15 protein-coding genes and 1 tRNA gene are annotated in these 16081 nt (G+C 46.5%); 7 read left to right on the top strand and 9 right to left on the bottom strand.

Going from position 1 to position 16081, the window contains the following annotated elements; all coding sequences use genetic code 11:
- Positions 1-142: 142 nt before the first annotated feature.
- The 3 genes from ACR6Z4_RS14040 to ACR6Z4_RS14030 form a co-directional block, all read right to left on the bottom strand.
- Positions 143-304, bottom strand: a complete 162-nt coding sequence (locus tag ACR6Z4_RS14040) for a hypothetical protein (RefSeq protein ID WP_479717911.1) — start codon at positions 302-304, stop codon at positions 143-145.
- Between the two features lie 14 nt (positions 305-318).
- Positions 319-1323, bottom strand: coding sequence for a hypothetical protein (locus tag ACR6Z4_RS14035; protein ID WP_479717910.1), 1005 nt, complete (start codon positions 1321-1323; stop codon positions 319-321).
- Positions 1324-1584: 261 nt separating this feature from the next.
- On the bottom strand, positions 1585-2313 hold the full coding sequence (locus ACR6Z4_RS14030; protein WP_479717909.1) for an HNH endonuclease: 729 nt from the start codon (positions 2311-2313) through the stop codon (positions 1585-1587).
- Between the two features lie 540 nt (positions 2314-2853).
- Here ACR6Z4_RS14030 and ACR6Z4_RS14025 point away from each other — a divergent pair.
- The 3 genes from ACR6Z4_RS14025 (at position 2854) to ACR6Z4_RS14015 (ending at position 5577) form a co-directional block, all read left to right on the top strand.
- Complete coding sequence (locus ACR6Z4_RS14025) at positions 2854-3846, top strand: ABC transporter permease (RefSeq protein WP_479717908.1); 993 nt, start codon at positions 2854-2856, stop codon at positions 3844-3846.
- 362 nt (positions 3847-4208) lie between these two features.
- Positions 4209-5231, top strand: coding sequence for an aromatic ring-hydroxylating dioxygenase subunit alpha (locus tag ACR6Z4_RS14020; RefSeq protein ID WP_479717907.1), 1023 nt, complete (start codon positions 4209-4211; stop codon positions 5229-5231).
- Between the two features lie 103 nt (positions 5232-5334).
- Positions 5335-5577 (top strand): lipopolysaccharide assembly protein LapA domain-containing protein, encoded by a 243-nt coding sequence (locus tag ACR6Z4_RS14015; RefSeq protein WP_479717906.1) that lies wholly within the window; start codon positions 5335-5337, stop codon positions 5575-5577.
- 161 nt (positions 5578-5738) lie between these two features.
- Here the strand turns inward: ACR6Z4_RS14015 and ACR6Z4_RS14010 are convergent, their stop codons facing one another.
- The 3 genes from ACR6Z4_RS14010 to ACR6Z4_RS14000 all read right to left on the bottom strand — a co-directional run bounded on the left by ACR6Z4_RS14010 (position 5739) and on the right by ACR6Z4_RS14000 (position 8942).
- Complete coding sequence (locus tag ACR6Z4_RS14010; RefSeq protein ID WP_479717905.1) at positions 5739-6740, bottom strand: hypothetical protein; 1002 nt, start codon at positions 6738-6740, stop codon at positions 5739-5741.
- A 201-nt stretch (positions 6741-6941) separates the two neighbouring features.
- Positions 6942-7952 (bottom strand): hypothetical protein, encoded by a 1011-nt coding sequence (locus tag ACR6Z4_RS14005; protein WP_479717904.1) that lies wholly within the window; start codon positions 7950-7952, stop codon positions 6942-6944.
- 321 nt (positions 7953-8273) lie between these two features.
- Positions 8274-8942 carry an Npun_F0813 family protein gene (locus tag ACR6Z4_RS14000; RefSeq protein WP_479717903.1) on the bottom strand — a complete coding sequence of 223 codons (669 nt, stop codon included), beginning with the start codon at positions 8940-8942 and terminating at the stop codon, positions 8274-8276.
- Positions 8943-9166: 224 nt separating this feature from the next.
- Between ACR6Z4_RS14000 and ACR6Z4_RS13995 the strand changes: the two genes are divergently transcribed.
- Positions 9167-9240: transfer RNA gene (locus tag ACR6Z4_RS13995), tRNA-Arg, on the top strand.
- A gap of 62 nt (positions 9241-9302) precedes the next feature.
- Positions 9303-9899 carry a DUF4126 domain-containing protein gene (locus ACR6Z4_RS13990; RefSeq protein ID WP_479717902.1) on the top strand — a complete coding sequence of 199 codons (597 nt, stop codon included), beginning with the start codon at positions 9303-9305 and terminating at the stop codon, positions 9897-9899.
- A gap of 106 nt (positions 9900-10005) precedes the next feature.
- Here the strand turns inward: ACR6Z4_RS13990 and ACR6Z4_RS13985 are convergent, their stop codons facing one another.
- The 3 genes from ACR6Z4_RS13985 to tmk all read right to left on the bottom strand — a co-directional run bounded on the left by ACR6Z4_RS13985 (position 10006) and on the right by tmk (position 12907).
- Positions 10006-10953, bottom strand: a complete 948-nt coding sequence (locus tag ACR6Z4_RS13985) for a hypothetical protein (protein ID WP_479717901.1) — start codon at positions 10951-10953, stop codon at positions 10006-10008.
- Positions 10954-11300: 347 nt separating this feature from the next.
- Positions 11301-12251, bottom strand: coding sequence for a DNA polymerase III subunit delta' (holB, locus tag ACR6Z4_RS13980; protein ID WP_479717900.1), 951 nt, complete (start codon positions 12249-12251; stop codon positions 11301-11303).
- The gene (gene tmk / locus ACR6Z4_RS13975) at positions 12221-12907 is read right to left on the bottom strand and encodes a dTMP kinase (protein WP_479717899.1); all 687 of its coding nucleotides are present in this window, start codon (positions 12905-12907) and stop codon (positions 12221-12223) included. The genes holB and tmk overlap by 31 nt, the downstream gene beginning before the upstream one ends.
- 645 nt (positions 12908-13552) lie before the next feature.
- Between tmk and ACR6Z4_RS13970 the strand changes: the two genes are divergently transcribed.
- Both ACR6Z4_RS13970 and ACR6Z4_RS13965 read left to right on the top strand, forming a co-directional pair.
- Positions 13553-13900 carry a hypothetical protein gene (locus ACR6Z4_RS13970; RefSeq protein ID WP_479717898.1) on the top strand — a complete coding sequence of 116 codons (348 nt, stop codon included), beginning with the start codon at positions 13553-13555 and terminating at the stop codon, positions 13898-13900.
- Between the two features lie 296 nt (positions 13901-14196).
- Complete coding sequence (locus ACR6Z4_RS13965; protein ID WP_479717897.1) at positions 14197-16077, top strand: ATP-binding protein; 1881 nt, start codon at positions 14197-14199, stop codon at positions 16075-16077.
- The last annotated feature ends 4 nt before the right edge of the window (positions 16078-16081 follow it).

Genomic DNA, 16081 nt, shown 5'->3' with positions numbered 1-16081 from the left:
GATCCGCCTGAGAGCACAATCCAGCAATTTTTCTACCACTATATCTTTTTGACAGCTAATTTCTCTGCAAGTGTCAGCAAGTCTTCAAAATTCTGATGAGTTTGGTTTGACTCAACTTGTTTAGGGCGATCGCCCCCCTCAATTAAGCATCATGGGCGATCGCATTTTTATCGACTAATCTCATCGATGAAAGATAGCTTTGCTTGTGTCTGGAATTGATATAAAAGCGATCGCTAACGTTCCAAATCACCGGCACAGATCCTATTAGCAACTCACCAATCGCTTGACAGTGTTCCAGGTGCATTGGAATTGTTAGGTTTAGTTTGTGCCAAGTAGTTTCAGTGCCAGTGCTTTTGCTTTGTCTATTGGTAACTCTTTTTCTTCAATATGTTCACCGTGGCTTAGCTGATCACGGATTCTTTTCATCTCTAGGAAGCACTCTACATCACTCTCTTCAATCCTTTCCCAAGCAATTATTGAGCACCAATGGAACCGTTGTGATAAATTTTTCGAGTCCACAAATATTTTTTCAAAAAACTTTGTAGCTGGTTCTTTTACACGATCAGGCACATTGAAAGCTTCTTGCACGTTGTTACTGTAATTCAATGACTTATATGTACTGTGAGTGTATCTCTCTATAAATTGAAAGTAACCAAGGAATTTTTTCAATTTATCAGATTCATTAAGAGCTGCATAAAAATGCCTACACGTATCTTTAGTTAGAACAGGCAATAACCCTTTCGATTTTTCTAATGATGTGTTGATTTGTTCAAGACTTTTCGGAGAAGACACATCGAAGCTAGCGCTAGAAGTAATTTTTAGGTCAAAAAGTGTTTGCCCTTTGCTTGTGACACCGAAAATTCTGCGCTCTATTAGTACAAGATCGACTTGCCGTTCTAGCGTCGAAAGATGAACCGTTAAAGATGTCACGATACCCGGAATAGCTGCGTCTTCCCATTCCCTAATTTCTTTTTTGTCAAAAGCATCATAAGTATAAATACAGCCATCCTTTTCCTGTCTATATCCTCCTCGCAATTCCCTTGGAGAAGCTTCTCTAAAATAAAGTAAGAGGAAAGGCGGATTTACTTTCTTATCAGATAACCACTTCTCCTCATCTTCGACAAACACGTCCCCAACCAATATTTTTGAAGCTTTATTAATTGATTGAGCGATTACGACAGTACAACGATCTGCGATAGATACCACGTCTGACTGCTTTCCCTCGCAGTCTTGCTGAAATACCATTCCCCGCAATGAGTAAGCTCTAAGAATCCCAAAATGAACTTCTATCACATCAGTCACGGGATACTCAGTGTAACCCATAGTTTCAATTGCATATCTCGTGAGAGTCATTTCGTCTTCGTAATTTGTGATTTAACACCTAACTTGTTATTAGACGGAAAAATTCTGTCTATTTACCCTTTAGGGAATCTTAGGTGGAAAAATTCTGCATATCGACTCGCTTCACCCGCTGCTAGTAACCTTTCGTAATTACAAGAGACTCGATACAGTCGGTGTGCAAGTGGATTGTTATGCTATTCGTTATTACTCTCCTTTAAAGTAAAGCCTCCAGAAATAAATTACCTATTCAACTGCAAGTTTTCTACGTCCAAGACGGACTAAATCATCATAAGCAGAGCAAACCTCATTTGCCGCATTATGTACCTTTGTAATGGCTCCATAGTATATTTCAGGCTTAGTGTACTTAATATCAGGATAAACAGCTATTTTAGAGTTATGTATCCAGTTCTCGGTCGTAAAAACCACCTCACCAAGGATCGCTAAAAACTTCTCAACGGCATCTGTCAACTGAGACTCACGCACATCGAGATCCGAATCAATGAACTCAAATTCAGGATCTTTGCACTGTAATTTATATTGCCGCAAATCGTCGTGTCTTTCACTTAAGAATGGATCAGTATAAATGTGATTTCGTATGAAAGAGATTGAACCTCCTTTGCCCGGAAGGATTTCTCTTATCTTCAAAAATAATTTTCGATCCAGCTCAATACAATCTGGATGAACAATTACAAGATTTTTACTTCTTACCTTTTCATACCATCTATCTCTATGCTGTCTTAACTCAGATTCTGTATATTTTCGACCTTTCGGATGTTTAGGATCATAAGCTTTTACTTCCGCATGGCACTCAAGACAAAGAGGAGTACAATTTTCGTATGTATCTGAACCACCTTGCGCTTTTTGAATTATGTGATGTAGTTCTATTTTGAAACCACAAAACTTGTGACAGATACAGCAGCACCTACCGCAATCCAAAAGTGCTTTTTCTGCGACAGATTCGGGAAATGCCATTTAAACTTCTTCCGTCCACACTCAGTAAGGAAAACTGAAACTTATTTATAAATCTAGTATTTTTTCTGTTTTTTGTCAGAATTTCCTGAACTTAGGCTCATACTTGGGACTAGCAGCATAACTACCTAATGTAAGATCTTAGGCAGAATATTTTCTGTCTATCCAGCCGGTATTGAATCTTAGACAGAAAAATTCTGTATAAAAGCACAATCCAGTAATTTTTCTGTAACCATAGCTTTTTGACACTAATTCCTCTGTAAGTTTCAGCAAGTCTTCAGAATTCTGCTGAGTTTGGTTTGACTCAACTTGAAGAGGGCGATGTTTTACTCTATGTATCCTTCGTTATTAAAAGGGTGCGATCGCCAAAATCGACAAGGTTTCCAGCAGTTCGTTTAAAAAGTGATCGTTGAGTGAGATCGGGCTGAGAAAACCCCTTACACTCAGGGAAAAGCATTGCTTGTGTGCTGTTAATTTAGAACCTTTGAATTCACAGCAATAACGAGCCATGTTTATCAAAAAGCTTACCTACCGCACCTGTTTATGGACTCGTCCCAACTTATTGCGATTGTTTCAGTAGCGATCGCCACCTCGACCCCTTTGGTTTTTGCCTGCATTGGTGAAACGATTACCGAACGGGCAGGGGTAATTAACCTCTCCGCAGAAGGAACGATTTTGCTGTCTGCAATGGTGGGGTTTGCCGTGGCTAAGACCACCGAAGGGTTGGGTACAGTGCCCAGTCTGCTATTGGGGTTTGGGGCAGCCGCTATGGTGGGAGCGGCGATCGCTCTGATTGTTGCCTTTGGGACGTTGACGCTAAAACAATCGCAAGTGGCGATCGGATTTGTTTTGACCTTGTTGTGTGCTGATCTATCGTCGTTCTTGGGTAATCCGTTCGTCCGGATTCCAGGCCCTACGGTTCCCAGTTTCAGGCTGCCCATTTTGCAAGATCTGCCGTTGATCGGTCACTTGTTGTTTCAAAGTGATGTGCTGGTTTATGCCAGTTATGGGGTGATTGTAGCGACCTGGATTTTCTTTTATCGCACTCGTGCGGGGTTGATGCTACGGGCGATCGGTGAGCAACCAGCGGCAGCATTTGTCCGGGGGACAAATGTGGTGTTGATGCGCTATTTCTACACCATGTTGGGGGGTGCATTGATTGGCATTGCCGGGGCTGCTTTTGCTTTAGATTTCAAAGCGGGTTGGAGCCATCGCCATACGGCGGGTTATGGTTGGATCGCATTGGCGATCGTTATTTTTGGCGGCTGGAATCCGCTTCGGGTTGCGCTCAGTTGCTACTTATTTGGCATTTTGCAATCCCTGGCAAGTGTTGCCCAAAGCTCTATTCCGGGCGTTCCTACCCAGGTGTTTACGACTGCCCCGTTTGTGTTGATGATTTTGTTGTTGGTGTTGACGTCGAGTGAATGGCTAGAGCGCTTGCTGAAACTGTTGCCACCCAGCCTGAGTCGATTGCTATCACAAACCATCCGCAGTACCCCACCTGCTGCCTTGGGACGGGTGTTTCAGCAAGATTAGATTTGAAATCAGCCATGATCTAATTAATATAGGCGTCGTCAATGAGTTGTAAGATAAGCGGGTTATGAGAGGCGCATTCCGAAGGGGTGCGCCTCTCACAACCCATTTGGAGTAATCAATAACACAGCAAAGTCGTGCTATCTGTTATCCATTAAGAAGCACAAATTAAAAACAATCCGGACGTTTATTGAATCCACGATCCTACAGCGCTTTGCGCTTGAGTAAGCCATAGTTATTTTTGTGAGAGCCGTGCTCCGCGCGGCTCTCACAAAAATAACCTGGTTTTAAGCGATTGAAAATCGCTGTAAGAACAATCTATTGATTTAATTCGCGCTAGATCAGGGAGCATTGGAGAACGCAGTATGGTGCAACAAACTCACCGCCAAAGCACGCAACACCATGAGGCAACCACCCTTGATCCGGTTTTATTTAACGATTGGCATGTGGTAGGGCGATCGCAAGATTTGCAATCAGGGGCGATCGCCAAAGCTCGTCTGTTAGAAACCGATCTGGTGATCTGGCGCAGTCATCATGCTGATGTGTTTGCCTGGGCAGATCGCTGTCCCCATCGCAGTGTCAGGCTTTCGGGGGGCACAGTCGTCGAAGATACATTGGTCTGTCCCTATCACGGATTGGTGTTTAACACCGCTGGACAATGCATCGAAGCTCCATCCCATCCCGGCTATATCCCACCCAAGCAAGCCTGTGCCAAAACCTATCAGGTGCAGGAGCAGTATGGGTTGATCTATGTGTGTTTAGGAGAAACCAAGCAAGAGTTACCTGTCTTTCCAGAGTGGGCAGACCCCAGTTATCGCCGATGTTTAACGGGCCCCTATTCGTGTCAAACGAGTGGATTGCGGGCAATCGAAAATTTTCTAGATGTTTCCCATTTCCCCTTTGTTCATGCCGGTACGCTGGGTGATCCAGCGCGAACCGTTGTTGAAGCGTACGAGGTTTCAACCGATGAAACAGGAGTCTGGTTGCACGACATTCAAGTATGGCAACCCGATCCCGATGGACGAGGGCAAGGAGCCTTTGTCACGTATAACTACCGGGTCTTTCGTCCGTTAACGGCTTATTTGCGCAAAGAAACACCTGAAGGCAATTGTTTAGCGATTCTATTTCATGTCACGCCCATCACAGAAGAGGAGTGTATAGGCTGGATGTGGGTAGCAATGAATTACGCCCATGATAGTTCTGATGAAGCAATGCAACAGTTTCAAGATCACCTGATTTTGGAAGATTTTGATCAGTTGCAGGCTCATAACCCCAAACGCTTGCCGCTGGATCTAACCACAGAATTTCATCTGCCCTGCGATCGCGGTTCCCTGGCATACCGCAAATGGCTAAAAAAATTAGGATTAACTTATGGGGTTACCTTGTAATTCTGTTTGAGCGAGCGATGGCGGAGCCATCGCTCGCTCAAACAGAACCGGGTTTTATGAATTCATGATCCTTAGCGTTTTCTTAAATTGAAAGGTGGATGATATGACGAATGTCCTGTCCTCGGTGATTGTGGCAATTTGGATTGGGGCGATCGCCTTAATTTCGGTGCAAAATGCGAAACCTGTTTCTCTGCGGTTTTTAAATTTGCAGTCGGCACAAATTCCCTTTGGGTTGCTGCTGGGGTTTAGTGCCGCCGTCGGTGTTGTAGGGATGGGGTTGATTTTACCAATTCTTCAGGGAACCAGCCGAAATCAACGAGTAGTGGATGAATTGGAAGATCGTTGAATAAAAGGTATTGCTTAATCCTGCTATTAAATTGGGTGTAGATGCCGCACGGAGCGCGGCATCTACACCCAATTTAATAGCTCAAATCAGTAACGCCAAAACGTAAGCTCGCGCACTGCGCGAGCTTACGTTTTTGGAGATCGTATTGCAATCGACTGTACTTATAGCGAATAAATTTGTCCGTCGATTAAAAACCGTGTGATCCCTTTTGCCTGTAGGTAAGATCCAACTTTCGGGAGCATCTTGCCATCGGGCACTTTCACCACACGTTGCGATCGCCGCAAAAATCGTCGTGCAATCCGATGGTCGTCAAAGATGGGCAACGTCCGTTCCAAAATATCTTGTTCTGGAATTTGCCCTAAATCAGCAAAATCTTTGAGCGGTCGGGTAATCAATTCAGATGAGCGATCGACCACCAGATAAAAGGTGCGAGGGATAGAAGCTTCCGACAACGGCAAAATTTGGATCTTAGATTTGCCCTGCAATTGCAACTCTCGGATATCGCCCAAGCCTTCGTCATCGGCAGCAAAATCATCATCCAAATCGTCTAGATCATCATCTAAGTCGTCGTCATCTAGCGGTTCTTCATCTTCTAAGTCGTCAAAGTCTTCGCTGGGGTTGAGCAATTTTTCATGCAAAATATCATGAATGACACTGTCTTGTTCAACAAAAGACTCTGCTGAAGCGGGTTTTAGGACAGCAACAGACGCGTCTTCAACCTCTGCTGGAAATGCAGGAGAGTCTGGATCACCAGCCGCCTCATGCGACGAGGTCAACCGCTTCCGTACCTTCCGTTGAGGCGGGCTAACGGATCGAGTTTCAGAGGCGATCGCAGGTTTGAGTTTGACCGCCTTATCCAGCCCTTTGTCCAGATCTTCGTCTGGATCGTTGTCCAGATCTGACTCTTGCGATTCAAGTTCCATTGTCAACGCCATTTGTTCGTTGGCAGGCTCTGCTTTGTCTGGTATTTTTGCCCCTAATCCTCGCTTTTGCTGCATCAACGTCTCATATTCACCTGCGGGTAGCAATTGCCGTAGGATACGGCTAATCGTTGTGGTACTGACGCCATAACGATTTGCAATATCAGAAGTTGTCTCCTCGGGTTGGCGATAGAGATCAAGAATGGTTTTCTTATCAGACTCAGAGAGTTTTGAAGGAGACATGCTACAAGTTTCCCCAGTTACCGATATTGCTGATTAAGCTGACTAATCAGCCAATAAACCATAATAACCGCTACAACTGATGAGTTACAGCACTCGCTTGGCTTGTTTTAAGTTTTAGCCGTGAGAGCGACCGTGATCCCCACAAAACTCCAGGTCTGGTACAAAAAATAATCGCTGAGGCAGTGCGTCTCAGCCGTCTGTCTAAGCAGCGCGTCTACGACTGCCTCGGCGCGATCGCGTGGAAAGGTCAAATTCCAGGGCTGCTCCAATCGCAAACAGGCAACCACTGAAGATCCAAAATACTTCTGGCAGTGCTCCTGTCTGATAGTCCTCAATGTAATACGTGGCATAGTTAAACCACATATCTGCAATGTAATAGGAAAACGACGCAGACGCGATAAAACGCCACGACAAAGAGAACCGACCGCCCCAAAATGCCATGAGCAACGTGGTTGCCATGATCACCAAAACGATATCGCTGATGATATAGAGCCACTTAACCACCACTGCAAAAGGAAGCATTGCGTTTTCTACCGCAGTCACCCAGGCAGGCTCATTCACAGGAGCCTCTACAGCAGCTTCCGGCGAGGCTGCGGGAGATGGAGAGATGGCAGGAGCAGAAGGCGGTGCAGTCGCATCCGGGGAAGGCGATGGGACGGTTTGTTCAATCGCAGGCGGAAGTGTTGCAGCGGGTTCTTCTCCATTGTCTGGGGCAACGGTCAGGACGTAAGCTAAAACACTGCCAACGATAGCGATCCCGGCTACAACTACCCACTGAATTGGCGACAGATTAAGTTGCCTAGAAAGCACGGCGAGCAACATTCCCCAACCCAACAACAGGTACGTGAGAATGAAAAAAATATCTCCAGGAGAAATTTCTGGGTCTTTATGCAGCCCCAGTTCCCAATATGCCAGAAATAAATTGCCGATAAAGTAGGAAGACATGCCTAAACCAAACGCTAGCCAGACGGTTCGTCCACTAACGATCTGAGGACTTTGCCAGTTGCGAAAGCAAAGAATCCCGGCATATAAAAAGGCAAAGTTCTCTAGAAAATAGGTACTTTTGCTATACCACTCTGGACGATCCTGACCGGGTAGCGGCACACTGAACAATAAGAAAAATAAGAGCGCGATAATCGACCACGCGATGGCAGTTAAGACTAACGTCTGAGTTGTTATCTTAAATCCAGGATTAGAGGACTTTTTCTTCAACTTCTCCTCCTTTGAACAACTGGGAGATGGTAGGGGAGCAACGATCGCTAAACGATTGCTCCAAAAGACTTTTGATCTCACTGGGGGCGTTTGCAAAAGCCTTTGAAGTTGTTGTTGTGTGTCAGCAGCGCGCTGCGCTGCTGACACACAACAACAACTGACTCTAGAACATCACTCCAGAAGTGTACCCTCGTGGAAGCGCTGCTAAACGTTTTGCAAAACAATTTCTTCGCTAAAGCCCTTATCTTAGAACTGTTCAGCGATCGCCGAGTATTAATTTGAGCAAAGAACTCGATGATCATCTTAAAGTTTTTTAAAGAATTATTTCCAATCTTTACCTAGTGGTGACTGCTTTAACCAACCAACAAATTGGTTGCGATCGCCTGAAGGCATATCCTGCAAAGCTTCCATTACCCGTCCGGTAAAGCTGGCGTTGCCAAAATGCTGCTTCCCGATGCGATAGAGTTCCTGTAACAGTGTGTTGAGGTGGTGTTCTTGCCAGGGCGGAATTTGTAAGGACGCCAGGGGATCGACCGTTAATAGCTGATTAATCGCGTCAGGCGATTCGGTCTGGGGAAAGCGCCATTGCTGAAAAACCGCTGTAATTTCTTTTTGAAAACTCGTTGCCTGTTTTGCCCCTAAAAGATCTTCGATGTCGATGTACACCGCTTGGAGCAAAAGCAAGCAAGCCTGGATAAAGGGAGTGGAGAGCATGTCGCCGCTTTGATCGCCGCTGTCGGCAGTCAGTTGCTCCAGACGCACCTTACCCCAAACGCTGTATCGATCGGGTTCTTCCAATAAAACGCAAGCTTTACCCCGGTTATCGGTCAAATCACGCCAGAATGCTTTGGCATCTTCTTCCTGGGCAGCGCTAAATACACTAATCAGGCGAAATGTCTGTCCCTGATAGTGAAGGATCGGAATCTGCTGGTCTTTTTTGGGATGCTGAACATTTGAAATTTCGACATCCTGCCGTTTGAGGATAAACATGACGCTACCAAATTAACTCCTGTCCGGGGCGTTGGCTTTGGGCAATAATCTAGACTTATCAGAAAATTGCCTTCAGGGGGAGAAGCGTAATTATGACACCCGCCTTGATACTACTTCTTATAGAATTATCCATAGAAACAGTTTTGCTTCTATATTTTGCCCAAGATTAAGAAGTGAAGTAACCTCTTGTATAGGGGTTATGTCTTTACGACCCTGTTTGACAAGCTCCAGTAGCTCAGTGGATTAGAGCATCTGCCTTCTAAGCAGACGGTCGAAGGTTCGAATCCTTCCTGGGGCGTTGCCTTGGGTTATTACCTGCAACCATAAAACGATAGCTGCATCCCAGGGTGAATCGCTACTATGATTGAACTTTTAGCAGCACTCTCTTTAGCCGCAGCAGCGGGAATGAGAATTGCTTTGCCGCTGTTGTTAATTGGGTTGATCTATAGCGATAACTTATGGAGCAATGTTCCGTTACTTTCCCACGTGCCCCAACCCATCGTTTTAGGTGTGTTGGTAAGTTGGTCGTTGGTCGAGTTGTTGATTTCTAAAGAGCCGCTGGGTTTGAGATTTCTGCAACTGGTGCAGTTACTCTTCAGCCCAGTCGTCGGGGCGATCGCGGGGATCACGGTTGCCCGTACTGCTGCCGTAGGCGGTTGGTCGATTTGGATCATTGGCATCGTCTGCGGATTATTAGCACTTGTATTGCAACTGGTTCAGGTGGGTTGGTTTTATCGCTTGCAGGGGTTACCCGTCTGGGTCACGTTCCTTCAGGATTTTTTGTGCATTTCCCTTGTCCTGTTTGCGTTTGATGCGCCCAAACAAGGGGGCTTGATCGCCCTGTTGTTGCTCTGGTTAGCCATTCGCAGTTCCAAAGAGTGGCGACGCTGGTATGAAGACCAAAACTCGGCTGGGGATCGAAAAAATCCGCGCAGAGGCAAACGAGATCCGGATTAAAAAACGCTAAGGAGCAGGAATTCTATAAAACCTAATTCTTGTTGAGAGGGCGACGGCTCTGCCGTCGCCCTCTCAACAAGAACCCCAGGTTCATAAATCTGGACGGCTAAACGCTCTCTAAATCCTCTACCTGACCGCTGGCCAACCTGAACTGTCGGCACATAACTACAGGAGACTGGGAAACGCCCCGTAAAGGGCAGTTTTTTGTGCCACAGGTTTCACAGTTAGACTGGATCGGCAAAACCAGGTCTTGGCTGCTGTGGAGGCTGATCCCCTGGCTGATAAATCCTTGGGCTTCCAGATCGGATATTGAACCGCAAATCAAAAGAGCCTTGTCAATGCCGAAATGGGCTCTAGCATAATTAATTTTTTCTAGAGTTTCGCTGAAACTTTTCAGGCTGGGTGCAATTTCGACAATCACCTTTTGCTCTTTACTCTTAAAGCAGGTCGGTTTGGTTTGGGAAAAATGATCTTTGTATTGGATGGTGAAAGTGCCATCGGTGTAGCGAAGGGTTCGCAACATTCGCAAAAATGGGACGGAGAAATAACCAGCCTCGTCCAGTGAGTACCACCAGGTTTTGTGCCAGGCCTCGTAGGGCAAGTTTAAAATATCTTCGATTTGATGGGGTGAAAACCCTGCATGGGCGATCAGCGAGATCGTCTGGGCAATGGTCATCCCCTGACCCAAGGTATGCATTTCAGATTCGCAGCGGGTCAGATTAGAATTTCCAGGACGAGAAAAATGGCTCTGATGGGGTTGTGTGGCGTGGGGATCACTCTGAACGGGTTCGTCGGCTAAAACACATTGAATATCTTCAAATTGAATGATGCCGTCTACCATCTTTTTGGCAGTGAGGGGGATGCCAATGCTAGAGCTGATGCTGCCAATCCGGTGGGCATGTGCCAGTGGGGGTTGAGATCGGGCGAGTAGGGATGTGAGAACGTCTTCATCGGCGATCGCCAGGGCTATTTGCACCTGATCGTGAATCGACGTTACTCCTGGCACCGTTCTATCTTGCGGATACAGAGAATGAGTCAGTACGTTTTTAGGCATGGTGGACGCCTCACTACTTGATCTCTGTTGTAGTAAACCTGGGGTAAAAACTAACTGCGAAACATCAAAATTGTTAGTTGTTTAGGAAAGTCAATCTTGGATACAACAAACGCAACAACTGACGCCATTACTAACGCATCATCAAATCCCAGTTTGGGTGCGGCGTGGCGACGCCACGCCGCACCTAAACTAGGGTTGCGAACACTAAATTTTGCACCATGGGGAGTGGGGGTTCCATCCCTGCACCCCGTCCTTAATGAACCATTCAATTGCTAAAAGAGCACAAATTAAATAAAACCCAGACGTTTATTGTTGAAAGCGCGGCGTCGCCGCGCTTTCAACGATTCTTAACTCACCATAGTCATAAGCGTGACTTCCCAAACCAGCCGGGGTTGAACATAACTGAGCAAATATCGACGGGCAGTTTCGAGGGTTTGCAGGTAATCGCGTTGCCGATGGGTTTGCCAATACTTTTGTTGCAAGTATTGGATCAACCACAGTTGGGCTTCGGTATCAAGAGTCTGGTCAATTTTTTTTGCCAGTTCTAAAGCCTGCCGTAGAGAGCCAGGAAAGCGGCTGACTTCGGTCAGTAAGTCTGGAGGAATAGCCTGAAGTTGCTGCCATTGGGCGATCGCTTCGCCAGGGCTACCTTGAGCCAGGGTTAGAACGTCAGGATGTTGCAAGATCTCGCTATGCCCTGCCTCGGTCAACACCTGGGCGATCGCTTCAACACTGAGCCGCCGAAAGGGAATGCGCTGGCAACGAGACACCAGGGTTGGTAATAGCGACTCTAAACTCGGCGCAATCAAAATCAGTGTTGCCTGCCCCGGTTCTTCCAGGGTTTTTAACAAGGCGTTCGCTGCGCCATCTGCCATGGTTTCGGCATCTTCTAAAACCACAACCGAGCGCGGTGCGGCTAGCGGTGGACGCCCTAAAAACCGAGAGATGTCTCGAATTTGCTCTAAGCGAATTTGAGGCGGAGCTTTGCGTTTGAGTCCGTGTTCGGCAGCTTCTGTTGCCGATAACCGTTTGCCTTGATGCAGATAGGTGGGTTCAACCCACAGCAAATCGGGATGATTCCCCTGGCGGACACGCTGACGCAGATGTAAATCGGGAGCGCCAGACGGTTGTTTTGTCAGCAACAGCTCAGCAAAATGATAGGCAGCCAGCCGCCGCCCCACCCCAGATGCTCCAGCAAACAGATAAGCAGGGGAAATTCGGTTTTGGGCAATCACACGGGTCAGCAGTTCGACTGCCTGGGGTTGCCCTATGAGGTCTTCGAAGTAAGCGGATACCATTCCCTCAAGCGCTGTTGCAAAATAGTTTGAATGTGTTGACTCACCTGATCTTCACTGAGGCTAGCATCCACACGGACAATCCGTTGGGGATAAGCCTGGGCTAATTGGGTAAACCCCTGTTGTACCCGCTTGTGAAAGGCTAAGTCTGATTGTTCCATGCGATCGCGTTTGCCGCGTTGTAAGGTACGTGCCAAGCCTACTTCGGCATCGAGATCAAGCCACAGGGTTAAATCACTGGTCAGCCCTGCGGTAGCAATCTGGTTGAGTTGCTCAATTAAGCCCAAATCTAACCCACGTCCATAGCCCTGATAGGCGATCGTAGAGTCGGTATAGCGATCGCATAGAATCAACGTTCCTTTTGCCAATTGGGGTTTGAGCATGGCTTCTACATGCTGCGCCCGATCTGCCGCGTACAGTAACAATTCGGCACGGCTCTCAATCGGTTCTGCCGTTGTGGGATTTAATAATAACTGCCGCACGTCTTGCCCCACCTCTGTTCCACCCGGTTCGCGAGTCACGATCGCCTGGGGGATCAAAGACTGGTGTTGTAATGTTTGAAATAAATCGCTATTCAGCAGCCATGTGTGCGATCGCTGAATTTGAGTTGTTTTTCCACACCCTTCAACTCCCTCAAATACAATTAGTTTTCCTGGCATAGGTTAGGCACTTATAGCGATCCTAAAGCCGTTGTGAAAGCGCCCGCCCGAAGGGCGGGCGCTTTCACAACGGCTCATTTTCACGAATCTAATGGGATTGCTATAGCAATCCCAGATGGGTTATCAGAGGCGCACCTCGAAGGGGTGCGCCTCTGATAACCCGCTTATCTTACAACTCATTGAGAACTGCTATCAGCCTGTAAAGACAAAGAGAAACGAAAATTTGTTGAGCGACCGATTTCAACAAAAAGTTCGCCTCTCCAAGGCTATTCTTTTCCAAGTCCATGAACGGATGCAGTATATTTGTATAGAGTGCATCACATGGGGCAAAATCAGTACTATTTTCTAAGGAAACTCGATCAAAAAAGCGAGATCAAGATTCCCTATTGCTGTAGATATAAATTTGCCGTCAATTGACTAACTGCTAAAAAACATTTGAGAGAAAGTGTTTTAAATTGAGCGAAACACTTGAAAACTACTAGATTCTGGCAGGGGTTGTAGACTGAGTCTAGCAACTGCTAGAGTCGTCCTAGCAGGTTGCTGCTTATTCATTCTTATTAGTCATTACTAGACCTTGACTAAGATCCCGAAGTAAACTTCGGTAGAACCTAAAGATGACTTAATGTCGTATGTCCGGGGTTGCTTATGGCTCGCTATACTAGCTTATTCACGGTTGCAGTTTCTCTAGATCGATTGCGGCAATTGTTGACCGACATTCTAGAATCCTGCAATTTCAATGTCATTTATGCGACAGACGATTACTTAGTGGCACGCGAGGTGCCCGGTCGGGTTTCGTTTGCCAAGCTTGTGACAGTAGAAGTGTTGATCGACCGCTTTAGTGCAAACGACACCGAAGTGCGAATGAACTTTGTGATTAAAAATGAGGAATTGCCTCTGAATACAGATAATCATTGCCGGCGGATGTTTAATTTAGTCAATGGGGCGATTACCGACAACCGTCAATGGCATTTGATTGAGAGTGTGGCAGGCTAGCTGGCTATGGTGCACTGTTAGTTTTGACCGAAACGTATTTAAGCAAGAACAATTTATCTGTTCGATAGTATTGAAATGGTGGATGGAGATTTTGATAGTAAGGCTCACTCTCTTCCCGATAAGGAGTATCTATAATTCGTCTCAATGAGGGTTTACTGCGTTCAAGTAACCTTGCCTCAGCGGTATGGAGTTGTTAGAATTCAACCCCAAGGTCTGGGCAATTTGAGAGAGATCAGGCTCCTTATGCCGTTTTATGGGTAGCGACCGAATGTAGGGTTGTGGATGAGGGTAGAGTTGTGAGCGCAGCCGATTTAAATCGATCTCTCCAAGCCATTCAAGAGCATCTGGGTTTTCTTTTACAAGCCTCAACCGATTTACCCCAATCTCAAAAAATACTTTTAGCGGCAACGCTGGCACAAATCCAATCTACGTCGGTTGGGTTGCAAGTCAACTCAGCGTTCAACTTAGACCAAAGTGAGTTGCTGAACACGTTTGCAGCACCAGAGACTTCTGGTTCAAATATATTTCCCTGGCTAGAATTTATCCCTTGCTCTAGTTTGGTGACGGATAGTGACGGTTTCATCCTAAGCGCCAATGAACTGGTGGCTACGTTGCTGGATACATCCCTAGAAAATGTGCTGGGACAATCTCTAGTAAATTTTGCTGTCGATCAGGGACATCTGTTTGTCCCTGATCGCCTGACTCCTCTCTGTAACACAAACATGGCGACTGAGTTTGTCGCTCATTTCAAGACGGCTCTGGGCACTGTGCTTGAATGTGTTGTGCAATATCGTTCTGCGGTTGCTCCAGACCAACCGATGGCGGCAATTTTGTGGTTGATCCATCCGGTTACCGCCGATCCGCAAAAACGAAAATTACTTCAACAAGAAAATTCCAAGCTTTTAGAAGAGATCGAGAAACAGAACCAGCAGGTACAAAAAATTCTCGATTTTGAGTCCATGCTAAAGCGGGTTACGGATAAGGTGAGGGACTCGCTGGATGAAAGTCAAATTTTACAAACTGCCGTCAAGGAATTGACCCTGGTCTTGGATTTGGCAGGGTGTAATGCGGCGTTGTATGACCTGGATGAAGGGACGTCAACTATCCGCTATGAGTACACGGCTTCGATGCCTGCGTATCAGGGGCGCGTGGCTCAAATGGATCATTTTCCGGAGATTTATAGCCAACTGCATCAGGGATATTATTTCCAGTTTTGTTCGCTGGTTCCCAATCCTGTGCGAGGGCAGGTAGCGATGCTGGCTTGCCCGATTTTTGTTGATCCCCAATCCTATCAAGGGGTTGAGCAGCCCGTTTTAGGTGATTTGTGGCTGATCAATCACCCCGAACATGTGTTTAGTGACTCTGAAATTCGCCTGGTTGAACAAGTGGCAAACCAGTGTGCGATCGCCATTCGTCAAGCCCGACTGTATCAAGCCGCCCAGGTGCAAGTGCAAGAGCTAGAAAAATTAAACCGCATGAAGGACGAGTTCCTCAGCACCGTTTCTCATGAACTGCGCACCCCCATTGCCAACGTCAAAATGGCAATTCATATGCTAAAGCTCTCTTCTACCGAAGATCGGCGCAAAATCTACTTAGACATTTTGGAATCGGAGACGCTGAGAGAAGCCGATCTGATTGATGAATTGCTGGATTTACAGCGCTTAGAAGCGGTGTCGTTGCCTATGTGTGTGGATATGGCTCATGTGCATGAGTGGTTACCAGCCGTGATCGAGCCATTTCAGGTGCGGTTTGCCAATCGCCAGCAGGTATTACAGGTTAATTATTCGAGCCATCTTTTGCCCCTCGTCTCTGATTTAGGAATTTTGCAGCGAGTTCTTGCAGAACTTTTAAATAATGCGTGCAAATATACGGCAGAAGGGGGCGAAATTTTCTTGACCGTTCGTAGCGAAACTCTGCCCAGTGATCCCGATGTGGAGTCTGCGACCATCTTTACAATTCGTAATCAGTCAGATATTCCAGCGGACGACTTTCCCCACATTTTTGAGAAGTTTTATCGAGTCATTCAAGCCGATCGCTATAAGCAAGGGGGCACGGGCTTAGGGTTGGCACTGGTGCAAAAGCGGGTTGAGCAGTTGGGTGGCACGGTACGGGCTACTAGTAAAGAAGGATGGACAACGTTTACGGTTACCATTCCCAACCAGCTTCAGCTGGCTTAGGGTC

The organism is Calyptranema fuscum S582 (assembly GCF_055793305.1).
The sequence above is the reverse complement of the archived record's forward strand: the minus strand, read 5'-3'. Positions and strand labels throughout refer to the sequence as shown.